Source organism: Bradyrhizobium sp. JR3.5, from assembly GCF_054057015.1.
On the sequence record NZ_JBSRYV010000002.1, the window covers coordinates 2,242,323 to 2,265,986 of the forward strand.

Sequence of the window (23,664 nt, forward strand, 5' to 3'; positions counted from 1 at the left end):
CTAACCCTTCACCAGCTCCATCACCGCCGCGGCGAACGCCTCCGGCGCTTCCTGCGGCAGATTGTGGCCGGCGCCCGGGATCACGCGATGCGCCCGGCGGGCAGTGTACTTGGCCGCGCTGGCGCTGCCGTCGCGCGCAGGCGTCACGCCGTCGTCGGCGCCATCGAGCGAGATCGTGGGGACCGCAATCACCGGCAATGCGGCGAGCCGCCGCTGCACCTCCGCATATTGCGGGTCCCCATCGGCGAGGCCGAAGCGATGTCGGTAGCTGTGGATCACGACGTCGACATAGTCCGGATTGTCGAATGCGATCGCGGTGCGCTCGAAACAGACGTCGTCGAACGCCCAGCTTGGCGACCATTGCGCCCACAATATCCTGGCGATGCCGCGCCGGTTGGCGGCAAGCCCGGCCCGTCCGCGCTCGAGCTGGAAGTAATATTGATACCACAGCGCCACTTCGTGATCCGGCCGCGCCGGCACCATCGCATGTGCGATATCCTGGATCATGTAGCCGTTGGTGCAGACGAGCCCGATGCATCGTTCCGGCCACAGCGCCGCACCGATCGAGGCGGCGCGGCCGCCCCAATCGTACCCGGCGACCACCGCGCGCTTGATGCCGAGCGCATCCATCAGCGCGATCAGGTCAGCCCCGACCGCCGCCTGCTCGCCCGAGCGCGGTGTCGCCTTGTCACGGAATACCGTCGGGCCGTAGCCACGCAGATAGGGCACGATGACCCGGCAACCCTGTGCCGCCAACATCGGGGCAACATCCACATAGGAATGGATGTCGTAGGGAAAGCCGTGCATCAGCATCACGGCCGGACCGTCGGCGGGACCCGCCTCGAAATAGGCGATGTCGAGCACGCCGGCGTCGACATGGCGCAATGGCTCGAGCCGTTTGGTGGATGATGCGCGCGGCGCGGAGCTATTGTCAGTCACGCAGAACTCCCTGATCGCTCTGATCTGCGCAGCATGGTAACGCGTCCTGACGCAATAATCGCCCGGATCGTATTGCAGCCAACGACATGGAGCGATGCGCCCGCCTCATCATGACGGCACGCCAATTGCGCGATAGTCTGACGCCGGCGGATATCGCCGAAGGCGGAACAGGTCATGCTGAGATTGCTCGCCGCGCTCGTCTTGCTGGGAACGTTCACCAGCTACGCCCTGGCGCAGGATGCCCAGCGCAGCGAGTGCCTGGCGATGGCCAATGCGCCACCCCGCGCCACCCCGGTGAACGACCGGCGCGTCGCGGCCAAAGCCGACGAGGTCGCGATCACCTATGCCGGCCATTCCACTTATTACATCGACACGCCCGGCGGCATCAGGATCGCGACCGACTACAACGGCGCCTATCAGACCGGGCGGCTGCCCGACATCGCGACCATGAACCGGGCCCACGCGACGCATTACACGCTGTTTCCCGATCCCAGGATTCCGCACGTGCTGCATGGCTGGGGCGAGAACGGCCAGGCCGCGCATTACGGGATGCGGATCGGCGACGTCTATATCCGCAACGTCACCACCGACATCCGCCGCTATTGGGGCGAAGATTCCGGCGGCGAGATGATCAAGGACGGCAACTCGATCTTCATCTTCGAGGTCGCCGGCCTGTGCATCGGCCATCTCGGCCACCTTCATGTCAAGCTCGACGACAGCCATTTCGCGGCGATCGGCCGGCTCGACATCGTGATGGTGCCGATCGACGGCACCTATACGATGTCGCTCGACGGCATCTCCGAGATCACCAGGCGGTTGCGCGCCGCCGTCGTGCTGCCGATGCACCGGTTCGCGACCCCGCTCGACGAGTTCATGCGCCTGATCGGCCAGCAATTCGAGATCGACCGCCGCGGCGGCGAGCGCACCTTGCGGATCTCGCGCGACACGCTGCCGGGGACGCCAACGGTGATCATCCTCGACGGCGTATAAGGCGCCCGACTGCCCCCTGACACGATTTCGTGCGCCTGCACTTTTCGCGCTTGACCTAGAGTATACTCTAGCTTGTTCACTCGGGATCGTCCGGCAACACCCGGCCACGAGGACCAACCGCATGACACCTTCAAGCAAACTCCCGCACCGCAGGCTCGGCAATGACGGCCCGCAGGTTTCCGCCGTTGGGCTCGGCTGCATGTCACTGTCCGGCGTCTACGGCGCCAATGACGATACGGCGACGCCCGACTTCATCCGCTACGCCATCGACCGGGGCATCGACTTCCTCGACAGCGCCGATCTCTATGGCTGGGGCCACAACGAGGAATTGCTGGGCCGCGCGCTGAAGGGCCTGCGCGACAGGGTCGTGATCGCGACCAAATTCGGTCAATTGAAGACCGCGACCGGACAGGGCGTGGACGGACGGCCCGCCTATGTCCAGCAAGCCTGCGAGGCGAGCCTGAAGCGGCTCAACATCGAAACGATCGATCTCTACTACCAGCACCGCATCGATCCGAACGTCCCGATCGAGGATACGGTCGGCGCGATGGCGCGTCTGGTCGAGCAAGGAAAGGTTCGCCATCTCGGCCTGTGCGAGGCGCGCCCCGAAACCATTCGCCGCGCGCACAAGGTGCACAGGCTGGCCGCGGTGCAGACCGAATATTCCCTGCTGTACCGCAGCGAGGCCGAGGAGACCCTGCAGACGACGCGAGCGCTCGGTATCGCCTTCGTCGCCTATTCGCCGCTCGGCCGCGGCTTCCTGACCGGGCAGATCCAGTCGCCGGCCGACATCGCGGGCGATCGCCGCGGCGATCATCCGCGCTTCGCCGGCGATAATTTTGCCCGCAACCGCGATCTCGTCAGCGGCATCGTGACGATCGCACGCGAGAAGAATTGCACACCGGCTCAGCTCGTGCTCGCCTGGCTGCTGGCTCAGGGACAGGACATCGTGCCGATTCCCGGCACCAAGCAGCGCAGCCGGCTGGACGAGAACATCGACGCCCTCGACGTGGTGCTTTCGCCGCACGAGCTGGCACGGATTTCAGCAGCCATCCCGGCCGGCGCCGCGGCAGGTGAGCGCTATCCGGCCGGCGCGATGAAAGCGGTCTATCTGTGATGGACGCCCGGACACCCGATTTGCAGGCGACGCCGAACGCACTCTACATCGGCGACATCGCGCGGCGCTCCGGCCGAAGCGTGCATACCATCCGCTGGTATGAAGCGCAGGGCCTGATGCCAGGCGTCGTCAGGGACCGCGGCCGCCGCCGCGTCTACAACGACTATCACATCGGCTGGCTCGATCTGATGGAGCGGCTGCGCTTGACCGGGATGTCGATCAAGCAGCTTCGCGACTATACCACGCTCGTGAAGCAGGGCAGCGCGACCTTACGCAAGCGCCGCGCGCTGCTCGCCGAGCACCAGCTCCGCGTCCGGGCCATGATCGCCAAATGGACCGAAGCGCTCGCGCTGGTCGACGCCAAGATCGAGTTCTACGACGAGTGGGTCGCGGCAGGCACGCGGCCCAAGGTCTCGCCACAGCAGCGCGCCCGCGCCAAGCGGTCCGCCACCAGGGCCTGAACGCCCCGCCAACATCGAATAGCAGGATCCGCGATGGACGATATGCTTCGGCGTAAACCCTTTGCCATGCGCGCATCGCACCGGCTCACGCTGCTGACGCTGTGCCTCGCCGTCACGATCGCGCACATCGATACGTTCATCGTCAATCTCGGCGCGCGCGCGATCGGCGATCATTTCGGCGCCGGTGTCGATGAGTTGCAATGGATCGTCGACAGCTACAATCTGGTCTACGCGGTCTCGCTGCTGACCGGCGGGATGCTCGCGGACAGATACGGCCGGCGCCGCATCCTGATCTGCGGCGCCGCGATCTTCACCGGCGCATCTCTGGTGTGCGCGGCCGCGCCATCCGCGCTGGTGCTGATCGTCGGTCGCGCACTCACCGGCGCCGGCGGTGCGTTGATGATTCCGGCCTCGCTTGCGATCATCCGGGTGGTCTGGGACCGGCCGGACGAGCGCGCCCGTGCACTTGGTATCTGGGCCGCCTGCAACGGCGTCGCCATGGCACTGGGACCGAGCCTTGGCGGGCTGCTGATCCCGTGGTTGGGCTGGCGCAGCATCTTCCTGGTGATCGTGCCGTTCGGCCTGCTCGTCGTGCTGATGGCTGGGTCGACGATCCCGGAATCGGTCAACCCGCAGCGGCGCGCGGTCGACATTCCGGCCCAGCTCTGCGGTGCATTGGCGCTTGGAAGCCTGACCTATGCCACCATCGGCGCACAATCGGCGCCGGGCGCGATGACCGCTGCACTGATAGTCGCTTCGCTTTCGGTAGCCCTGCTGATCGCCGTCGAAAGAAGGAGAGGGGCCGGGGCGCTGCTGTCGCCGGAGATTTTCAGCGCACGCCGGTTCCGCGCCGCCATGATCGCCACCACGGGTATGACATTCGGCGGATACGGCATGGTCTTCGTGCTGCCGCTGGCGTGGCAGTCGAGCGGACGGCTCGATGCCGCGGCAAGCGCCGCCGCGCTGCTGCCGATGTCGCTGGTCTTCGTCCTGGTCTCACCGTTCTCCGGCATGCTGTCGGAAAAGCTCGGGCTGCGCGCGGCCACCTCGGGCGGCGTGACGCTGATGGGCGGCGGCCTCCTGATGATTGGCCTCGGTGGCCTCCGACCGGACATTGCCCTGGCCGAGTTCGGACTGGCCATCACCGGGCTCGGGCTCGGCCTCGCCGCGGGGCCGCTCTCGGCGATGGCCGTCGGCGACGTCGCCGCTGCGCGGGCCGGTACGGCTGCGGCGCTGATCAACGTGGCCCGGATCAGCGGCGCGACGATCGGGGTTGCGGTGCTCGGCGCGTGCTACGCCGCAACCGGCGGCGGCAGCCACGGCCTGCTGCTCGCGATGATCGCCGGAAGCCTGGTCCAGTTCGCTGGCGCTGGCGTGGCGTGGATGGTGACGGGGCACGAGGCGCCACGGCTGCGCATTTGACCTGCTCGCGCGCGGCTCGTTATCCTTCGCACAGCCGACACCGGATCGGCGGCCGACAAGAGCAAAAAACAGGGAGCATCATCCATGGCCAGCACTCTGCCCGCCTCTGCGAGCGGGCTCTATGCCAATCCGCGCGAAGACTGGCTCGCCCAATACACCGAGGAGATCATCGATCCCAACAGGCCGATCGTCGATCCGCATCATCATCTCTGGGACCGTGGGGGCTTGCGCTATCTGATCGAGGAGATGCGCGATGACATCGCCTCCGGCCACAACATCGTCGCGACCGTCTATGTTGATTGCCGGTCGATGTATCGCACCGACGGGCCGGAGGCGTTCCGCCCGGTCGGCGAGGTCGAGTTCGCCAACGGCGTCGCCGCGATGGCGGCGAGCGCCGGCTACGGCAAGGCGGCGATCTGCGCCGGCATCGTCAGCCACGTTAACCTTTTGATCGGCGACCAGGCCAAGGCGGTGCTCGAGGCGGAAATCGCCGCCGGCAACGGCCGGTTCCGCGGCATTCGCCACTCCTCGGCCTGGGACGAGGACCCCAACGTCGCCCACATGTATGCCAATCGCCCGAAGGGCATCTTGCTGGATGCCACCTTTCGTAGGGGGTTCGCCTGCCTGGCGCCGCTCGGCCTCAGCTTCGATGCCTGGCTGTTCCACCCGCAGATCGGCGAACTGACCGACCTCGCCCGTGCCTTTCCAGACACCCGGATCGTGCTCGACCATTGCGGCGGCCCGGTCGGCACCGGCCGCTTCGCCGGCAAGCGCGAGGAGACCTTTCCGGTCTGGAAGGCGTCGATCCAGGAGATCGCCAAATGCCCGAACGTCGTGGTCAAGCTCGGCGGGCTGGCGATGTGCCTGCTCGGCTACGACTTCCACCTCCGCCCCAGGCCGCCCTCGTCGGCGGAACTCGCCGCCGCCTGGCGGCCCTATGTGGAGACCTGCATCGAGGCGTTCGGCCCGAGCCGTTGCATGTTCGAAAGCAACTTCCCACCTGATAAGGGACAGTGCAGCTATCAGGTGATCTTCAACACCTTTAAACGGCTTGCATCACAATATAGCGAAGCCGAGAAGACGGCGTTGTTCTTGCAGACGGCAAAGGATGTCTATCGGCTCGATATCGGGTAAACTTCCGACTCATGGATGACAGCATCACCATCCGGCCGCTTCGTGAGGCTGATGCAGAAGCGGTGGTCGAACTCTACGCAAAGGCGGCTGCGGTGGAACCGCGGCTGGGCCCTGTCACGCTGCCGCAGTGGGACCAGTTCCTGAAACTGCCGCAGAACCGTGGCGGCCGCGACTTCCGTATTGCTGAACGGAACGGCCGACTCCTTGGCCTCGCTGAATCATCGTTGCGCGATCAGGGCGCGCATCATTCCCGGTTCCTCAAGATCGTCGTCGCGCCCGAGATGCGGCGCCGCCGGATTGGCCTCGCGCTGTTCGACGACGTGCTTGCGATCGACACTGATCCCGATCTCACCGTCCAGACGCTGGTGAGCAGCGATTGGCCGGCGGGAATGGCCTTCGTGGCCGCCTTCGGCTTTGTTCATGTCGAGTCCGAAATCGGGATGAAATGCGTCGAGCCGTTGCAGCCGGCACGCACCCTCGCGGCGGCCCGCGCCACCATCGAGCAGGTCAGCGACGTCACCGCCTGTGCCGCCGAGGTGGCGCGCATCCACAACGCCGCCTATGCCTCGGACTCCGCGTTCCGCCGGTATTCTCCGGAGGAGATGGCGCAGGTCCTGTCCGAGAGCGAAGTCTGGATCGCGTCGGAAGATGGCCAGATGTCGGGCTTCTGCCTGACCGAGCCGGAGCGGAACTCGATGTGGATCGAGTCGGTCGCCGTCGATCCGGCGCGGCAAGGACGCGGGCTCGGCCAACTGCTGGTCTATCGCGTACTGGCCGCACACGACGTGTCGGTCGAACATCCCTGCTGGCTCAACGTCTCGAGCCGCAACGCGCCCGCGCTGAAGATCTATCGCCGGCTCGGCTTCCGGCCCCAGCACGAGACCTGCCGCTTCAGCGCGCCGCGCGGCGAACTGCTCGCGGCACGTGAGCGGCGGTTTCGTTAGCCGGCCTGCAGTGTAAGTCCGGCAACAGCAGATTTATCCCCGTCACCCTGAGGAGCGCGTAGCGCGTCTCGAAGGGTCGAGGGCCACCGGCGGGGCCGTGCATCCTTCGAGGCTCGCTCCGCTCGCACCTCAGGATGACGGGACTGAGTGGGCAGTCGCCGCTTACGCCCACTCGCCCTTGCGGAACACCGGCACGCTGCGGCCGTCGGCGTGGATGCCGTCGATGTCGGTGTGGGCGGAGCCGATCATCCAGTCGATATGGATCAGGCTCTTGTTGCCGCCCTGCTCGGCGATCTGCTGCGGCGTCAGCTTGTCGCCGTTGACGAAGCATTTCGAGTAGCACTGGCCGAGCGCGATGTGCGAGGCGGCGTTCTCGTCGAACAACGTATTGAAGAACAACAGCCCGCTCTTCGAGATCGGCGATGAGTGCGGCACCAGCGCGACCTCGCCGAGGCGGCGCGCGCCCTCGTCGGTGTCGAGCACCTTGTTCAGCACTTCCTCGCCGCGGGAGGCCTTGGCCTCGACGATGCGGCCCTCCTCGAACTTGACCGAGATATTGTCGATCAGGGTACCCTGATAGGACAGCGGCTTGGAGCTGACGACGTGGCCGCTGACGCGGCGGCAGTGCGGCGTGGTGAAGACCTCCTCGGTCGGGATGTTGGCATTGCAGATAATGCCGTTCTTGGCGGTCGACGCGCCGCCTTCCCATTCATGACCGTCGGCAAGGCCAATGGTGAGGTCCATTCCGGGACCGGAATATTTCAGGGCGTGGAAGCGCTGGCCGTTCAGCCATTCGGTGCGCTCGCGCAGCTTGGCATTGTGCTGTTCCCAGTTGGCGACGGCGCCGTCCTGATCGACCCGGGACGCGGAGAAGATCGCATCAGCGAGTTTCGCCACCGCGACGTCCTCGGCATCATCGGGGAATACCTGCTTCGCCCAGGACGTGCTGGGATAGGCGATGATGTTCCAGTTGGTGTCGAAATTGACGATCTTCTCCAGCGCCGGCTGGTAGGCGATCGAATTGGCCTTGCTGGCGCGCGCCACCTTGGTCGGGTCTTCGCCCGACAGCAGCATTGGATTGTCGCCGACGATCGCGAGCCGCGCGGTGTTCGCGCCGAACGCCTTCGCCATCCCCTCGTAGAGCCAGCCCGCGGCACGATCGAAGCTCGCATCGTTGGCGTAGCGGTAGCGCGCCAGCGTGAGCTCTTCATCGGAGAAGAACGGGGTCACGAGACCCGCGCCGGCCTTGTAAGCATGTTCCACGACCCGCCGCACCAGCGGCATTGCCGCCGCAGGCGCCGTCAGCAGCAGATCCTGCCCCGGCTGCAGTTGCAGGCCGACCTTGATCGCGACTTCGGCGAGCCGATCGAGCTTTACAGGATCGATCGAGGCGGAAAGGTTGCGTTGATGTGCGGTCATGAAGTGTCCGGCCGTGTCGTTTGAGGGCTTTGAGGATTCGTAGTCCAATTCGATCCGCATCCGCAAGGTTCCCGCCCGCCGCGCCCGATCACGCGACGGCGAGCAATTGCGTCGAATTTTACCGCTTCACTGAAGCCAGCACCCGGTCGACCATCGCGGGCGCGAGGCCGAGATAGTTTTTCGGCGCGGTGAGGCGGTCGATCGTCGCCCGGTCGATCCGGCTCGTGACGCGATCATCCGCCGCCAGCGCCTCGGCCAGCGTCAGACCCCTGTCGTTGGCGACACGGCAGGCGTCGTAGACCACATCATGCGCCTCCTGCCGGCCGATCGCGGGCGCAAGGCCCATCATCACGGCTTCGGCGACGATCAGCCCGCGGCTGATGTCGAGATTGTCGGCCATCCGCTTCTCGTCGACGATCAGGCCGCCAAGCGCGAACCTGGCCTGGTGCAGGGCGCCTGCGGTCAGCACGAAGCTTTCCGGGATCGCCATCCATTCGGCGTGCCACGGGCCGGTGGCGCGCTCGAAATCCTGCACCATCGCGTCCAGCATCAAACCTGCATTCTGGCGCACCGCCTTGGAAGCGGCGAGCATCAGCTCCGACGAGATCGGGTTGCGCTTCTGCGGCATGGTCGAGGAGGCGCCGCGTCCCTTCACGAAGGGTTCGTAGACCTCGCCGAATTCGGTCGACGCCATGATCATGATGTCGAGCGCGATCTTGCCGAGCGTTCCCGTCACCAGCGCGAGGAAGTTCACCGCTTCCGCCAGACCGTCGCGCGCGACATGCCAGGTGGAGACGGGAATGCCGAGGCCGAGCTCCTCGCACAGCGCCTGCTGGACCTCGAAGCCCTTGTCACCCAGCGAGGCCAGCGTGCCGGCGGCGCCGGCGAACTGACCGACCAGCACGCGCGGCTTCAGCTCCGCCAGCCGCGCGGCGTGGCGATCGAAGGCGGCGAGCCAGATCGCGGTCTTGTAGCCGAAGGTCACCGGCAGCGCCTGCTGCAGATGGGTGCGACCGGCCATCGGCGTGTCGCGGTATCGTTTCGAGAGGTCGGCGAGGATGCCGCGCAGCGCGCTGATATCCTCCTCAACGATTTTCAGGCCGTCGCGCAGTTGCAGCACCACGGCGGTGTCCATGATGTCCTGCGTGGTCGCGCCCCAATGGACATAGCGGCCCGCTTCGCCGCACTGCTTTGCCATCTGATGCACCAGCGGCAGGATCGGGTAGCCGACGATGTCGGTCTCCTGCCGCAGCAGGTCGAAATCGAACGCGGCGACGTCGGTGCGCTTTGCGATCTCCTCGGCCGCTTCCGCAGGGATCACGCCGCAACGCGCTTCGGCCTTTGCCAGCGCGACTTCGACCTCGGCATAGCGTTGCAGCAGCCGCAGGTCGGAAAACGCCTCGCGCATCGCGCTTGTGCCGAAGGCATCGCGAAACAGCACGGAATCGAGCACGGTGGTCGAGGTCGGAAAGGCGGACATGGCAGATCCTTGGGCACATCCTGTTGCCGGTCGCAGTCGGCAACGTCCCTATCACGGCGCGGGTCCGTGCCCTATCCCTCCGCAGGCGCCTCGCCGAACACCTCGGCTGCAATCTTGCTGGTCTCGATCGCGGCCGGAATGCCGCAATACATCGCGACCAGCAGCAGCACGTCCTGCACCTGCGCGGCGGTGCAGCCATTGGCCAGCGCACCCTTGGCATGAACGCGGAACTCGGTCGGCTTGCTGCTCGCCGCAGTGATGCCGAGCATCACGAGGCTGCGGATCTGGTCGGACAGCCCGCTGCGCTCCCAGACGTCGCCATAGACGTAGGCATTGATGATGTTTTGCAGCGGCGTGCCAAAATCGCCCGCGGCCGCCATCCGCTTGGCGACATCGACCTCGCCGAACATCTTCTGGCGCCGGCGCAGCCCGCGGGCGTGGAGATCGCTGGTGTCCACCATCGTCGTCAGGCTCCCCGTACGGGCTATTTATACGGATAAATATATCGCATCTCAATATTCCAATCGGCTTCATACTTGCATTTCTAATATATTTGTCCGTATAAATTTGCCAAAAGCAGAGGTGGAGGGGACCGGATGAAGTTACGGCTGGGGCTGCTTGTCGTCCTGCTCGCTGCGCTCCCGGCCCTGCCGGCTTTCGCGACGGACGATTTCCCGCAACGGCCGCTCAGGATCATCGTGCCGTTTCCGGCCGGCGCCGGGCCCGACAATGTCGCGCGGCTGGTCGGCCAGCATTTGCAGGACGCGTTCGGCCAGACCGTGCTGATCGAGAACCGCGCCGGCGCGCTCGGCAGCATCGGCGCCCAGGAGGTCGCCCGCAGCGCACCCGACGGCTACACGCTGTTGATGGGCACCAACACCACCCATGCCAGCAATGTCGCGACGCTCAAGAGCCTGCCCTACGACCCGGTGAAGGATTTCGCGCCCGTGATCCGCACCACCACCACGGCGATGGTGCTGCTGGTCAACCCGAAGCTTGCGGCCAAGGACCTGCCGCAGTTCCTCGCCTACGCCAAGGCCACCCCCAATCTCACCGCCGGCTACGGCTCCGGCGCATCGCAGATCTCGATCGCGCAGCTGCAGTCGCGCGGCGGCCTGTCGCTGATCGCAGCTTCATACCGTGGTGTGCCGCAGGCGATGACCGATGTGATGGCAGGGGTGATCGACCTGACGTTCGGCGACTTCTCGGTCGCGATCCCGCAGATGCAGGGCGGCACGTTGCGCGGGATCGCCGTGACATCGGCGACCCGCAACGAGCTGACGCCCGGCCTGCCTGCGCTCTCGGAAGCGATGCCCGGCTTCGAGGCCACTATCTGGTACGGGCTGTTCGCACCCGCCGGCACGCCGGAACCGGTGGTCAACAAGATCTACGCCGAGTGCGCCAAGTACCTCGCAATGCCGGAGACCAGGAAGAAGCTCGCCGATGTCGGCGTGATGGTGGCACCGCTGACGCCGGCCGAGTTCGGCGCCTTCGTCAGGAGCGAGGTCGTGCGCTGGTCGGCGGAGGTGAAGGCAGCCGGCATCCAGCCGCAATAGACCAGAGCTCCGTCGCATCATGGCTCGCGAGACACCGGTCGGCATGATTGGCCTGGGCCTGATGGGATCGGCACTTTCCGCGCGGCTGATCGACGCCGGCGTCGGGATGATCGGCTTCGACGTCGATGCGGCGAAGACGGACGGGTTGCGGGCAAGCGGCGCCGAGTTCGCGGCCTTCGTCGCCGACGTGGCGGCGCGCTGCCGGACCATCGTCATTGCGGTGTACGACGCGGCCCAAGTCACGGGCTTGCTGCCGGACCTCGCGAACGCCGAGCCGCCGCCGCTCCTCATCTGCACCACCACCTGCGCGCCCGGCGAGATCACGGCGATCGCCGAGTTCGCCGCGCGCTCGCGCCTCTCCTTCATCGAAGCGCCGCTCTCGGGCACCAGCGCCGAGGTCCGCGCGGGCACGGCCACCGCGCTGGTCGCCGGTGATCGCGACGTCATCGCAGCCGCCGCGGCGACGCTCGACATCCTCTGCCCGCAGCGGATCCATGTCGGCGCGATCGGCAATGCGAGCCGCACCAAGCTCGCCATCAACCTGATCCTGCAGAACAACCGCGCCGCGCTCGCCGAAGGCATCGCGTTCGCCGAGAGCCTCGGCCTCGACGGCGTGAGCTTCCTTGCGACCGCGCGGCAATCGGCGGCATACTCCGCCGTGATGGACAGCAAGGGACCGAAGATGCTGGCGCGGGATTTCTCGCCGCAATCGCATATCGCGCAGACCCTGAAGGACGCCGAGCTGATCCTGCAGGAGGCCAGCCGGCACGGCCTGCCTCTGCCGCTGACCTCGGTGCAGGCCGAGCTGCTGCGCAAGGCGATCGCGCTCAACGGCCCGGACAGCGACAGCGCCGCTGTCATCGAGGCGATTCGTGCCGGACGCGATCAGGACGGGGAACACACATGATCAACTGTGCGATCGCGGGCCTCGGCCGCTGGGGCCGCGCGCTGGTCGAGGCTGCGCAGAACGAGCCGCGGCTGAGGATTGTCCGCGCGGTGGAACCCGACATGAGCGGCGCCGCGAGCTTTTGCGCGGCACATGGCCTGTCCCCCGCGACCAGCCTCGAGGCCGTGCTGGCCGAGCCCGCGATCGATGCCGTGCTGCTGGCAACACCGCATTCGCTGCACAGAAGCCAGGTGATCGCGGCCGCCGCGGCCGGTAAGCTGGTGTTTTGCGAGAAGCCGCTGGCGCTCAAGCGCCGCGATGCGGCCGAGATGTTCGCGGCCTGCCGCAACGCCGGCGTGCTGCTCGCGGTCGGGCATAACCGCCGGTTCTGGCCATCGATGCAGGCACTGCGCGCGATAGTCGCCGGCGGCGAGCTCGGCACGATCCTGCATGTCGAGGGCCACAACAGCAACGAGAACTCGCAAGGCATCACACAGGGCTGGCGGCTGTCGCCCGAGGAGTCGCCGGGCGGCGGGCTGACCGGCGCAGGGCTGCATGTGCTCGACGGCTTCGTCAGCCTCCTTGGTCCTGCCCGACAGGTCTATGCCCGGTTGAGTGAACGCGAGGCCGGACCGCCGCCGCTCGACACTGCAACTTTAGCGATTGAATTTGTGAATGGCGTGAGTGCAACCCTTGCTACCGTCCGCGCAACACCGTTCTATTGGCGCGTGCATGTGTTCGGGACGAAGGGATCCGCAGAGGTGCTCGACGAAGGGACGATGGTGCTACGGAAATCCGGCGAGGCGCCTGCGACGACGCGCTATCCGGTGGTCAACACGCTCACCGCGGAACTTTCGGCCTTTGCCGATGCGGTCGAACGCAGACAGCCGTTCCCGGTGCCCGAAGCAGATGTGCTGGCGACGCTCGCCGCGTTCGAGGCCGCGTTGCAGTCGATGCAGTCTGGATATCCGGTTGCCTGCCATACGGCATACCAGTGATCCGCCATGCCTGAACAACCGGAGAGGGCGAGATCGTCCCGCTACCGCGACATCGCCACCGGACTGCAGAAGGACATCCGTCTCGGCACCTACGCGGTCGGTAATCTGCTGCCGACCGAAACCGAGTTGATGGCGAGCTATCAGGCGAGTCGCCAGACCGTGCGCGAGGCGCTGCGCATCCTGATCGACCAGGGCCTGATCGTACGCCGCGCCGGCCTCGGTTCGGTGGTGATCGCCTCCGAACCGCCGGTGCTGTTCACCCACAGCGTCAAGTCGCTCGGCGAGTGGCTGCGCTATTCCAACGAGACCTACCGCGACGTGGTCGGCAGTAGCGACATCGTCGCCGACCGCAAGCTGGCTGCGCTTCTGAAATGCGAGCCCGGCAAGAGCTGGTTCCTGATCGAGGCCGTGCGCCGCTCCGACCAGTTCGCCGCGCCGCTCGGCTGGACCGAGATCTACGTGCTGCGCCGGTTCGCCGATGTCGTGACGCGGCCCGACCATCGCCGCACCCCGGTGCACGAGCAGATCGCCAAGATGTATGGCCAGGTCACCGAGCGCGCGCAGATGGAAATCTTCGTGCGCGGCATGCCGGCGCCGATCGCCAAGGCGCTCGGGGTCAAGACCGGCTCGCCGGCGCTCACCGTGGTACGCCGCTACTACGGCCTGCGCGAGGAACTGTTCGAGGTCACCATCACCACGCACCCGGAAGGGCGCTATACCTACACGATGGATATGCAGCGTTCGCTGCGCCCGAAGCTCTAGGTATTTGCCGAGACGCGTTGTCTTCACGCGAGCCGGAAGCCGCTTCGCTTGAAATCGCGCTAGCGCGCCCGAGCCAGATGCGTGCTGCTGGCAGAGGTATGTGCCATCTGCGGGGTTCCGCTCACGCCCCAGATGACGACCGCGATCAGCGCGGCCGCCCAGACATATGGCACAGCATTCGGCTTCTTCATTTCCGAGATCATCCCCAACGTCTCAGGAGCACCGATGAATCTTGCAACCTCAATCGTCAGCGTCTCACCAGGCACCCGTCCTTCACAACGCTACTAAGGTTAGACCTTGTCGGTTTCGGGACGTCTTCGTGCGAATCCGGAAATGATTTCGTGGGAACCGGGCCGTCTCATCCGAATTGATGAGACCGCGGGTCTACGGCTTCGGCGTTCGCGACAAGGCCGGGAGAATTTCCTGCTTAAATTTGAGTCAGATGCACAACAAACATTCCAAAGGGGTCCCGCTGAATTCTTTTTGATTGTCCGCCGGACTCCGGCCGTGGCATCACGGCCTATGACACTGCGATGACAGGGATTCTCCCGTGACTGCCCAATCGGCCAAACCGCAAGGCGGCTCCCGCCGCCACTCCAAGGAAACGCAGGACGAGGTCGCGCGGTCGCTGGAACGGGAGCTGCAGCTCCTGACGGAAGAGCGCCAGGAACGCGCCCTTCGGTTCGGCCTCGACTTTGCAGCCAAGACGCCGAAAACCGACCACTAGAGCATGTTGTTTTTTGCCGGAATCGGGATTCCCAGAAGGGACAATTTCTGATTCAAACTCCATGCTGGAACGGGGGCCAGCATGGATGACGCGACCCTATTCGGAAGATCTTCGTGAACTCGCTCTGGCGCGGGCTGACGCGGGCGAGACCGTGCGTTCGATTGCAGAAGCGCTTCAGATCAGTCCTTCCTGTGTGACAAAGTGGAAGAATCTGCGGCGGGAGACCGGAGGCGTTTCTCCCGGCAAGATCGGCGGTCACAAGAAGCCGGTTCTGTCCGGCACCAATGCCGACTGGCTGCGCAAACGCATTCGCTCCGGCCCATTCACTTTGCGGAAGCTGACGCAGGAACTGGCTGCGCGCGGGATCAAGACCGACGTGCGGGCAGTGTGGACGTTCGTCCATGCCGAAGGGCTGAGCTTCAAAAAAAACGATCCTGCCGGCCGAACAAGATCGTCCCGATATCGCCCGTAAACGGACGCGCTGGAAGACCCATCAGGGCAGGATCGACGCCTCGCGCCTGGTCTTTATCGACGAGACCTGGATCAAAACCAACATGGCGCCGCTGCGAGGCTGGGGACCGAGTGGGCAACGTCTCCAGGCGTCTGCGCCTTTCGGCCATTGGAAGACCATGACCTTCATCGCGGCGCTGCGCCACGACCGGATCAGCGCGCCATGGGTCATCGACGGCCCCATCAATGGCGAGCTCTTCACCCTCTATGTCGAGCAGGTGCTGGCGCCGACCCTCGCAAAGGGTGAACTCGTCATTCTCGACAATCTCGGCAGTCACAAGGGCAAGGCGGCGCGCAACGCCATCCGCGCCACAGGAGCCCATCTGCTCTTCCTGCCGCCCTATAGCCCCGACCTCAATCCGATCGAGCAGGTCTTCGCCAAGCTCAAACACCTGATGCGAGCCGCGCAGCCGCGTGATGTCGAAGCGACTTGGCGCAAGGTCGGCGAACTCCTCGACGTCTTCTCCAAGGAGGAGTGCGCCAACTATCTCAAAAATTCAGGGTACGTTTCCGTATAAACACATCATGCTCTAGGCGCGCTGCCGCGCCGCGACTCAAGGGCGCACAATCTCCGTAGCATTGCTGACCCGCGCGGCCATCTGACAATGGCCGGTGCGCGCGTCGGCGTGCGTCAGTCGTGCTGGAGGCCTGCTCAGTCCGCAACGGCAAAGCCGTTGCACGCGCGACGGGGAGAAGTCCGATTGACCTGTCAAACAGCTCGTTCGGTGCGATCACCCGCGAAAGCCGAAAGCGGGTGATCGAGTGCACGGCTCCTTCCCAGGCGTCGTCCCTGCTTTCGCCGGGACGACACTGAATTTATGGCGCTGCTTGTGGATCACGCTTCCGCGTTCTCGCGACATCCTTGTCCGAGTTTTTGCATTTTGTTTCGCCCTCTCTCTTGAACAGAGGGCGCAGGGAAAGCCGGGTGCGTGCCCACATCACCGTCATTGCACCGTACGCGTTGCCTCAAAATAGCGAAATCGTTATTGCGCGCCCTGCGCTTCCGCATCGACTTGCACATCGTGGCCGAAGCGATCCTTGCCGCTGAGCCTGGCCTTGCCACCGTCGAACGTGAGCAGCCATCTGCGGTCGGTATCGCCGCCGACCAGACGCAGGTCGATCGCAAGCGTCTTACCGGTCTGCCACGTCCCCTTCAGCCCCATCACGCCGAGCGGCGTTGGCTGGCCGAGACGATAGCTGCCGTCGAGCCCGATCGGTCCCGCCAATTTGACTACCGGCCTCGCCGCATCCGGCGTCGTCGTTTCCAGCTCGTAGTGCGCGGACGAATCGGCCAGATACAGCGTCAGCGCCCGCAGATTGAGGCCATTGGGCGGGAAGCGCCAGGTCTTGCCCGAGATGGCCGCCGCGATCTCGGGCACCGCACCGACCGCCGACGGCTTTTCCGTCGCGCTCTCGCGCAGCGCCGCGGCGAGCTGATTGCCGCCGGCGGAGTTCACCGGCAGCGCCGTGTCGGACTTGACGGACCCGGAAATGTCGTCGGCCATCCTGCCGAATGAGCAGTAGTCGCGCGCGGTCACGACCGTGACCATGTCGAGCGTGGGAAAGATCATGATCAGCTGGCAGCGGTCGCCGACCGCCATGAAGGCCTGCTGCTTCGGCATCACCCAGAAGAAATTGGCATAGCGCAGGGACGGATCGAACGAGGCGTGCATCTCTGTCGTCGCGTGCCTGATGCGATCGACCCAGCCGGACGGCAGCAGCCGCTGCCCCTCCCATTCGCCGTCATGCAGATAGAGCAGCCCAATCTTGGCGGCGTCGCGCGGCGCGAGCAGAAGCCCGCCGCCGCCTTGCGTCAGCCCCGGCCCGATGCTGTGCCAGTACGGCGCGGCAATCCCCAGCGGACGAAACAGTTTCGTCACCGCATAGTCCCGCGCGCTCACGCCGGTGAGCTTGCTGATGATCGCGGCCAATAGCTGCGGATTGCCGGTGTTGTAATAGAACGCCTCGCCCGGCGCCTTCGCCATCGGACGGTCCAGGATGAACTGGATCGCATCGGGGCTGCGCCCCCATTCGATCAGCGAGTCCGGCCTGCCGCCCTCGACGCCCTCCGTCCAGGCCATCCCCGAGGTCATGTCGAGCATGGTCTGGATCGTGATCGCCCGCTTGCGGTCATCCAGATTGGCGATGGTGCGGTCGCCAAAGAAATCCATCATGCGATGGTCGAGGCTGTCGAGCAAATTGTCCTTGAGCAGCATCGCGACCAGCGTGCCGGTCACCGCCTTGGTGGCGGAATTGATCAGATGCGGGATCTCCGGCGTGTACAACGACGTTTGAGAACGCCCACAGGACCGTTCTTCGCGAGGTTCTTTATCGGCATCATCCCTGGTTTGGTCGCCGAGTTTGCGTTCATGGGGCGGTCGACAAGGCTGACGATGTCGTTTTTCGCTGCACCCTGGACGGATCGCAAGCAGACCGTTGGCTGGAAGTTCCAGCATGGATGTTCGACCGGACGGCCTGCCCTGACGCCGAGCTTCTGACAGTTCGGCCGTTTGTTAGCATCGATGCACTTGCGGCGCTCGCTGCGCTTCTCGATCTGGCGTTGAAGGATCGAACGCCATCAGCTGCCCCGCTTTCTGGCGCATCCAGAGGCTCTCACGACCAGAATCGGGGAGCGACTCATGTCACGCGAGACGGCAATGCCAGGGAGCGGATACCGACACAATCGACAACCGCGGTTGCAGCAGCAGATGGATCTGTTCGGGAGCGGCCTGTCGAACGGCGCCCTCGGCGCGCCGGCATGGTCGGAGCTGCCGGCGGAAGCGCGGGCGGCCCTCACAAGCCTGATGACGCAGTTGATCCTCGACCATGCTGCGATGACAGCGACGCCGCCCGCGAAGGGGGTCGATCATGATCTCTGACAAGGTCAGGCCTCATCATCTGGAGCGTAAGGCGATTCTTTACGTGCGCCAATCCTCAGCACATCAGGTGTTGCACAATCGCGAGAGCAGCGCATTGCAATACGCCATGCGGGACCGGCTGACGGCACTCGGGTGGTCAGAGATCGAAGTGATCGATGATGATCTCGGTCGTTCAGCCGCCGGCGGCGTGCAACGCGCCGGTTTCGAGCGAATGGTAGCGGAGGTTTGCCTCGGTAAGGTTGGTGCGGTTTGCGCCCGCGAGGTCTCGCGCTTCGCCCGCAACAGCCGGGATTGGCAGCAACTCATCGAGATGTGCCGCGTGGTCGATACCGTTCTGGTCGATCAGGAGACTATCTATGCGCCAAGGCACGGCAACGACCGCCTGCTGCTCGGGCTCAAGGGCAGCCTCAACGAGTACGAACTGGATTTGTTGCGCCAACGCTCGCTCTCGGCCCGCTACGAGAAGGCGCGCCGGGGCGAGTTGGTTGTGGCGGCGCCCGTCGGCTTCGTGAAGGCCGGCGACCATTATGAGAAAGATCCGGATCGGCGTGTCCAGGAAGCGATCAAGCTGGTGTTCGACAAGGTCGAGGAACTGGGCAGCGCGCGACAGGCGCTCTGCTGGCTCCACGAGTACAATCTCGATCTACCAGTGAAGCAGTCCAACGGCGACACAGCCTGGCGGCGACCGAGTTACTCCGCCATCCACCGGATCATTGAGAACCCGGTCTACGGCGGCGCCTATGCCTATGGTAAGACGGCTGTGGCGGCGGGATACAGCGCCGGGGGCGTGAGCTTGAAGATCCGCCGCAAGACACGGAACGAATGGCTGGCGCTGAAGCCCAACACCCACGACGGGTATGTGAGCTGGGAGAGGTTCGAGGCGATCCGCACCATGGTCAGCAGCAACGTTCCCACCGGTCGGCATCACGGCGCACCCAAGCATGGTGACGCGCTGCTGGCCGGTCTGATCCGGTGCAAGCGCTGCGGCCGCAAGCTCACACTCCGGTACTCCGGCATGAAGCACCATATCCCACGCTACAGCTGCAGCCGCGCCTGGATGGACAATGGCGGTCCTCACTGCATCGCCTTCGGCGGATTGCGTGTCGATGATGCAATCGAGGAAGCACTGCTTGGCGTCGTCGGTCCGGGCGCTATCGCCGCTGCAACCGCTGCCGCCGAAGGAGCCAGGGAACGGCGGGATCAGGTGCGCGATGCGCTCAGTCGCGATCTGGAAGCGGCGCGCTATGCCGCCGACCGGGCTTTCCGGCAATACGATGCCGCTGACCCCGCGAACCGGTTGGTGGCGAGTGAGCTGGAAGCGCGCTGGAACAGGGCACTCGCTCACGCGGCGGAGGTCGAGGGCAAGATCGCCATGCATGATGCGGCCACGCCCGCACCCATTGCTGATCCAGCTTCGCTCGGCGTACTGGCCTCGAACCTCAAAACGGTCTGGGATGCGCCGACGACGGATGCTCGTCTCAAGAAGCGCATTGTACGCACCCTCGTCCATGAGGTCGTGGCCGATATAGACGACGCGGCGTCCGAGATCGTTCTCATCGTCCACTGGGTGGGTGGCGCTCACAGCGAGTTGCGCTTGCCCAAGCGCCGGCGCGGACAGCGCAACAGCACTTCCGCCGATATTATCCAAGCCGTGCGTCAACTGGTGCTGATCGCCAGCGACGATCTGATTGCCGGCCTCCTCAACCGAAACGGCCTCAAGACGGGCAACGGCAATCGCTGGACCCGCGAGCGCGTCACATCAATGCGCTCGAGCTACCACCTCCCGGTGTTCAAGCCCGCCGATGACGGGATCGAACCCTGGCTCAACCTTAGCAACGCCGCAAAGCTCCTGAAGGTCGCGCCCAAGACGCTCCGGCTCGCCGCTGAAGCCGGCGAGATCGCAGCCATCCATCCGCTATCGGACGGCCCGTGGATCTTTGCTCGCGCCTCGCTGATAACAGCTGCCGCTCAATCTATCGCCGAAGGAGCGCGACAGAACCCAAGATACCCCACAGGATCGCATCCCGATCAGCAAACTCTCTTCTCTTCAACAACATAGACAGATGGGTGTTCTGATGCGCGGTTGTACGGCGCATAGTAAGCGTCGAGCATGATCCGGCCATGACGCGCAATCAGGAGGCTATCGAAACTGTGAGCCGCGCCAAAGTTGACGAGCCGCGCCAGCGCGGCGGAGTCCATCCCCTGCTCTTCCGGCGTCGTCGTCTGCCATTGCCGGGTCGGCCACACCGGATCGGCGGCCCCTTCTGCGCGGGCTGCACCTGACCAGATCAGCGCGGCAAGCGACAACCCCCGTAGCGCCGACACGGCCAAATGTCTGAGATGCATCGGCGCCCCATCAGGATGCGGCTGTCCCCGCACCATCCGCGATCCCTGGCATACCTGTCAATCTCGGTGCCGCCGTGGCGGCAGCGATTTGCGACGACGGCGCGGCTCGATCCCTCCTGCGTCAATCGCATTATCGCGAGCTCTCCACGAACGTAACCGGCGTCCCCTTCGCGACACCGGCCGCGACCCGCTGCGCATCCCAATTCGTGAGCCGAACACAACCATGGGACACGGCCTTGGAAACCTTGCCGGGTTCGGGTGTGCCGTGGATGCCATAGCCTTCTGCCGAGAGGTTGATCCAGATCGAGCCGACCGGATTGTTCGGGCCGGGCTTGATCGTGAATGGCTTCTTCGATTTGACACCCTTGAATCTGTATTTTGGATTGTAGCGATAGGTCGGGTCCTTGTTGATCGCCGTCACCTTCAACGTGCCGCTCGGCGTCGGCTTCTCAGTGCTGCCGACCGTTGCGGGATAGAAGGCGGTGAGCTTCCCTGCGGCGTCGAATGTGCTGAGCGTCTGCCGCGTCTTGTCGACTTCGACGCGTGCAACCGGCGCTGAACCTCCGGCGTCGATAACGTTCGCGACCGCAATGCTGTCACCGGCCTTGTCGAACTTCTGTCCTGGATTGAGCGCCTGAAGCAGCGCCTCACTCATGTGGAATTTCTCGGCGAGCGCTTCGCGCGGGCCGGTGTAATTCAGCGCGGGCAAGTCTTTCATGCTCTCCATCTTCGCAGGGACCTGCTTCAGGAAGGGCCCTTTCACATCGGCATCGACGATGGTGTAGTTAACGATCGCGGGCCTTTCGCTGGCTCCAGCGAGTTTGCTCCAGAGATCCGGCGTCACGGCCTTGTCGAACGACAGTCCATTCGCCCCGGCAAACGCCGTGAGCGCCTTCTGCGCGTTCTCGCCGAGCTTGCCGTCGATTTCGCCGGGGGAGAAATGCGCGCGATCGAGCAGAATTTCGAGCTTGGCAATGGAGGCGCTGACCTGGTGACGATCCGGCAATTTTCCCGTTGGCGCCGCCGCGTCGTTGATCGCGGCGGCATCGAGGCCCGCCGCCATCGCCGGGGCGGAGACAAGCAAAAGTACAAAAGCAAAAGTCGCAACGAAACAATGTCGAAACATCGCGTATCCCAACGTGGCTCCATTCCGTAAAGTTACGGAAAGCGTCGAAGTTCCAATGCAAACGGCGGCCAAGTCCTGCGGTGGAACAGCTGATATCGCGGCATCGCCGCAATCGACCCGTTAAAAAGTCGTTATCCGAAACGCATTTGCGCGCAGTTCACATCACAGTTCAGGTCTCTCGAAGCAAATGCGATTCATTATCGCGGCGCTTGCCGCGTTTCTTGTCTTGATGCTCGACGTCGATCGTTCGCCAAGTTCAATCAACACCCCCACGGTCCAAGCCCCCACGTTCTCGCACGACACCGCAACGGACGCCGTTCCGTTCGCCGCCCGCTTCATCGAAAGCGCCGATGCCAGCGAAGCACCCGGAGCGACGGTCGAGGATGAGGCGCCGGCGATCGAGCCTCGCGATGCCGCGGCCGAGCCGCAAGCGTCCGCGATCGACACGTTCTGCCACTCATTGAAGGACGCTGCCCAGGCGAGCGAAATCCCCGTCGCGTTCTTTGCGCGCCTGATCTGGCAGGAAAGCCGCTTTCGTTCGAACGAAGTCAGCCACGCCGGCGCGCAGGGCGTTGCACAGTTCATGCCCGAGACGGCCGCGGAAGTCGGGCTCGACGATCCCTTCGATCCGCTCAAGGCATTGCCTGCTTCAGCCAAGCTGCTGCGCAAGTTGCGCGACGATTTCGGCAATCTCGGCCTTGCAGCTGCCGCCTACAACGCCGGCAGCGGCCGCGTCCAGAAGCGGCTCGCCAGGCGAGGCGAGTTGCCGCGTGAGACCCGCGACTATGTCCGGATCATCACCGGAACCAAGGCTGAGGATTGGATCGCGAACGTCGACACGCTCGCCATTCGCATCGATCTACCGAGCGAAGCGCCTTGCGAAGGAAAACCGGTGGCCTGTCGAAGTCGAAGGATGTCGCTTTCGTCTCTGCATCACCAGCATCTGCCGTGACCACGCTCATCCGTAAGGCGGAGGCGGTCCAGCAGGCGGCAAGGTCCGTCGCCAGCCGCACACGCAAACGACTCGCACTCCTGCTCAGAAAGGGATCGCCCGGTGCAGCCCGGCTCGGCAGGTCACGCCCGGCCATCGTCGCAACCAAGGTAAGGTCGGCGAAGGGCCGCGCCATTCGCGTAGCCTCGCGCTCGCGTTCGTCGGGCTGAAGCTAAACGCAATCCAGGACTGTCGCTGTAGTTCCTGCGGCTGACGGCGATCCGGATGACGGAAAACGCAGCCCGCGCAATCGGGTTGTCGCGGGCTCTCACTGATGACGGCCGCTCCGGCATAGACCGCGGCGGGACCTACCTGCGAGCGCGCCGGTGCTACGGCGCGGACGACGCCGCAAGGCTCGGCAGCGGCGCGAACTGCATCTCCGCAACGGCCGAGCCGGCGTAAGCACTGGCGATCAGGATCATGACTCGAATGGCGACGAACATGCTGCCTCCTCAGTCTTCTTGTTGGTCTCTTGATGCCAGAGACTTCTTTCCCGCCGGTGAGGAAAGCTGGTTGCCGCAACCTTGAAGGCATTGGTAAGCGAGCCGTTTACGCAAGCTTCCGTTCATGAATTGGGAACCGTATCGGCCGATCGGCCAGCGCGCTAAACGCGCGGTTCACCGTGACCGGGCATTGTTCGCCTCAATCAAGAAGGCGCAATCACAATGCCGATTTTCAGGACGATCCTTGTTGTCGCATCGATTTTTCTTGCCGTTTTGTACGTCTACGATGCCTGCCGCAGCGACGGCTTGCTCAGGGCGACTCCCGTGAGCGACGTGATTGCACGGCGCTGGCCGGAATCGGATGCGTTTCGTCCGGAGGCGGCACCCGCTCCCGCAACCACGGCCACCGCGACCCCGGCGGCGCGCGTTAGGGAAACGTTTGCGATGTTCATCCCCAAGGACGCGCGACGCCACCTGATGCAGCGCAGCCTTTAAAGCGCTTTCGAGCGAAGTGGACGCCGGTTCGCGTGAAGA

24 protein-coding genes are annotated in these 23,664 nt (G+C 64.8%); 17 read left to right on the top strand and 7 right to left on the bottom strand.

Annotation, left to right across the window (positions count from 1 at the left end; translation table 11 throughout):
• Nucleotides 1-939, bottom strand: a complete 939-nt coding sequence (locus tag ACVWW1_RS27620) for an alpha/beta fold hydrolase (RefSeq protein ID WP_456658088.1) — start codon at nucleotides 937-939, stop codon at nucleotides 1-3.
• A 174-nt stretch (nucleotides 940-1,113) separates the two neighbouring features.
• On the opposite strand from ACVWW1_RS27620, the gene ACVWW1_RS27625 reads away from it, so the two are divergent.
• The 6 genes from ACVWW1_RS27625 (at nucleotide 1,114) to ACVWW1_RS27650 (ending at nucleotide 7,007) form a co-directional block, all read left to right on the top strand.
• Nucleotides 1,114-1,929, top strand: coding sequence for an MBL fold metallo-hydrolase (locus ACVWW1_RS27625; protein WP_456658089.1), 816 nt, complete (start codon nucleotides 1,114-1,116; stop codon nucleotides 1,927-1,929).
• Nucleotides 1,930-2,050: 121 nt separating this feature from the next.
• Nucleotides 2,051-3,046 carry an aldo/keto reductase gene (locus tag ACVWW1_RS27630; protein WP_456658090.1) on the top strand — a complete coding sequence of 332 codons (996 nt, stop codon included), beginning with the start codon at nucleotides 2,051-2,053 and terminating at the stop codon, nucleotides 3,044-3,046.
• Nucleotides 3,046-3,507, top strand: a complete 462-nt coding sequence (locus ACVWW1_RS27635; protein WP_092119706.1) for a MerR family transcriptional regulator — start codon at nucleotides 3,046-3,048, stop codon at nucleotides 3,505-3,507. Before ACVWW1_RS27630 ends, ACVWW1_RS27635 begins: the two co-directional genes overlap by 1 nt.
• 66 nt (nucleotides 3,508-3,573) lie before the next feature.
• Nucleotides 3,574-4,929, top strand: a complete 1,356-nt coding sequence (locus ACVWW1_RS27640) for an MFS transporter (protein ID WP_456658091.1) — start codon at nucleotides 3,574-3,576, stop codon at nucleotides 4,927-4,929.
• A gap of 84 nt (nucleotides 4,930-5,013) precedes the next feature.
• The gene (locus ACVWW1_RS27645) at nucleotides 5,014-6,063 is read left to right on the top strand and encodes an amidohydrolase family protein (protein ID WP_456658092.1); all 1,050 of its coding nucleotides are present in this window, start codon (nucleotides 5,014-5,016) and stop codon (nucleotides 6,061-6,063) included.
• Between the two features lie 11 nt (nucleotides 6,064-6,074).
• Nucleotides 6,075-7,007, top strand: a complete 933-nt coding sequence (locus tag ACVWW1_RS27650) for a GNAT family N-acetyltransferase (protein ID WP_456658093.1) — start codon at nucleotides 6,075-6,077, stop codon at nucleotides 7,005-7,007.
• Nucleotides 7,008-7,169: 162 nt separating this feature from the next.
• Here ACVWW1_RS27650 and ACVWW1_RS27655 read toward each other — a convergent pair whose 3' ends face one another.
• The 3 genes from ACVWW1_RS27655 to ACVWW1_RS27665 form a co-directional block, all read right to left on the bottom strand.
• Nucleotides 7,170-8,426, bottom strand: a complete 1,257-nt coding sequence (locus ACVWW1_RS27655) for an aminopeptidase (protein ID WP_456658094.1) — start codon at nucleotides 8,424-8,426, stop codon at nucleotides 7,170-7,172.
• Between the two features lie 118 nt (nucleotides 8,427-8,544).
• Nucleotides 8,545-9,906 (bottom strand): 3-carboxy-cis,cis-muconate cycloisomerase, encoded by a 1,362-nt coding sequence (pcaB, locus tag ACVWW1_RS27660; RefSeq protein WP_456658095.1) that lies wholly within the window; start codon nucleotides 9,904-9,906, stop codon nucleotides 8,545-8,547.
• 71 nt (nucleotides 9,907-9,977) lie between these two features.
• Nucleotides 9,978-10,367, bottom strand: a complete 390-nt coding sequence (locus tag ACVWW1_RS27665; protein ID WP_097670965.1) for a carboxymuconolactone decarboxylase family protein — start codon at nucleotides 10,365-10,367, stop codon at nucleotides 9,978-9,980.
• A 135-nt stretch (nucleotides 10,368-10,502) separates the two neighbouring features.
• Between ACVWW1_RS27665 and ACVWW1_RS27670 the strand changes: the two genes are divergently transcribed.
• The 7 genes from ACVWW1_RS27670 to ACVWW1_RS27700 all read left to right on the top strand — a co-directional run bounded on the left by ACVWW1_RS27670 (nucleotide 10,503) and on the right by ACVWW1_RS27700 (nucleotide 15,863).
• A complete protein-coding gene (locus ACVWW1_RS27670) occupies nucleotides 10,503-11,462 on the top strand; it encodes a Bug family tripartite tricarboxylate transporter substrate binding protein (protein WP_456658096.1) in 960 nt (319 codons plus the stop codon).
• Nucleotides 11,463-11,481: 19 nt separating this feature from the next.
• A complete protein-coding gene (locus tag ACVWW1_RS27675; protein WP_456658097.1) occupies nucleotides 11,482-12,369 on the top strand; it encodes an NAD(P)-dependent oxidoreductase in 888 nt (295 codons plus the stop codon).
• Nucleotides 12,366-13,346, top strand: a complete 981-nt coding sequence (locus ACVWW1_RS27680) for a Gfo/Idh/MocA family protein (RefSeq protein ID WP_456658098.1) — start codon at nucleotides 12,366-12,368, stop codon at nucleotides 13,344-13,346. The genes ACVWW1_RS27675 and ACVWW1_RS27680 overlap by 4 nt, the downstream gene beginning before the upstream one ends.
• Nucleotides 13,347-13,352: 6 nt before the next feature.
• On the top strand, nucleotides 13,353-14,108 hold the full coding sequence (locus ACVWW1_RS27685) for a GntR family transcriptional regulator (RefSeq protein WP_456658099.1): 756 nt from the start codon (nucleotides 13,353-13,355) through the stop codon (nucleotides 14,106-14,108).
• Nucleotides 14,109-14,240: 132 nt separating this feature from the next.
• Nucleotides 14,241-14,396, top strand: coding sequence for a hypothetical protein (locus tag ACVWW1_RS27690; RefSeq protein ID WP_456658100.1), 156 nt, complete (start codon nucleotides 14,241-14,243; stop codon nucleotides 14,394-14,396).
• 262 nt (nucleotides 14,397-14,658) lie between these two features.
• Nucleotides 14,659-14,835, top strand: coding sequence for a hypothetical protein (locus ACVWW1_RS27695; RefSeq protein WP_176528650.1), 177 nt, complete (start codon nucleotides 14,659-14,661; stop codon nucleotides 14,833-14,835).
• A gap of 85 nt (nucleotides 14,836-14,920) precedes the next feature.
• Nucleotides 14,921-15,863, top strand: a protein-coding gene (locus ACVWW1_RS27700; RefSeq protein ID WP_456655323.1) for an IS630 family transposase whose coding sequence is annotated in 2 segments (ribosomal slippage) — nucleotides 14,921-15,256 and nucleotides 15,258-15,863 — 942 coding nt in all. Because the reading frame shifts where the segments join, the coding sequence is not laid out codon by codon here.
• A 465-nt stretch (nucleotides 15,864-16,328) separates the two neighbouring features.
• On the opposite strand, the gene ACVWW1_RS27705 is transcribed toward ACVWW1_RS27700, so the two are convergent.
• On the bottom strand, nucleotides 16,329-17,801 hold the full coding sequence (locus ACVWW1_RS27705) for a serine hydrolase domain-containing protein (protein ID WP_456658101.1): 1,473 nt from the start codon (nucleotides 17,799-17,801) through the stop codon (nucleotides 16,329-16,331).
• 252 nt (nucleotides 17,802-18,053) lie between these two features.
• Between ACVWW1_RS27705 and ACVWW1_RS27710 the strand changes: the two genes are divergently transcribed.
• Both ACVWW1_RS27710 and ACVWW1_RS27715 read left to right on the top strand, forming a co-directional pair.
• A complete protein-coding gene (locus ACVWW1_RS27710; RefSeq protein ID WP_176529003.1) occupies nucleotides 18,054-18,224 on the top strand; it encodes a hypothetical protein in 171 nt (56 codons plus the stop codon).
• On the top strand, nucleotides 18,214-20,283 hold the full coding sequence (locus ACVWW1_RS27715) for a recombinase family protein (protein WP_176529004.1): 2,070 nt from the start codon (nucleotides 18,214-18,216) through the stop codon (nucleotides 20,281-20,283). Before ACVWW1_RS27710 ends, ACVWW1_RS27715 begins: the two co-directional genes overlap by 11 nt.
• On the opposite strand, the gene ACVWW1_RS27720 is transcribed toward ACVWW1_RS27715, so the two are convergent.
• A complete protein-coding gene (locus ACVWW1_RS27720; protein ID WP_456658102.1) occupies nucleotides 20,253-20,606 on the bottom strand; it encodes a hypothetical protein in 354 nt (117 codons plus the stop codon). The two genes, ACVWW1_RS27715 and ACVWW1_RS27720, sit on opposite strands and share 31 nt — an antisense overlap.
• Nucleotides 20,607-20,700: 94 nt before the next feature.
• Nucleotides 20,701-21,696, bottom strand: a complete 996-nt coding sequence (locus ACVWW1_RS27725; protein ID WP_456658103.1) for a L,D-transpeptidase family protein — start codon at nucleotides 21,694-21,696, stop codon at nucleotides 20,701-20,703.
• A 187-nt stretch (nucleotides 21,697-21,883) separates the two neighbouring features.
• Between ACVWW1_RS27725 and ACVWW1_RS27730 the strand changes: the two genes are divergently transcribed.
• Together ACVWW1_RS27730 and ACVWW1_RS27735 are read left to right on the top strand one after the other, a co-directional pair.
• The gene (locus ACVWW1_RS27730) at nucleotides 21,884-22,648 is read left to right on the top strand and encodes a lytic transglycosylase domain-containing protein (protein ID WP_456658104.1); all 765 of its coding nucleotides are present in this window, start codon (nucleotides 21,884-21,886) and stop codon (nucleotides 22,646-22,648) included.
• 806 nt (nucleotides 22,649-23,454) lie between these two features.
• Complete coding sequence (locus tag ACVWW1_RS27735) at nucleotides 23,455-23,625, top strand: hypothetical protein (protein WP_456658105.1); 171 nt, start codon at nucleotides 23,455-23,457, stop codon at nucleotides 23,623-23,625.
• Nucleotides 23,626-23,664 lie beyond the last annotated feature (39 nt).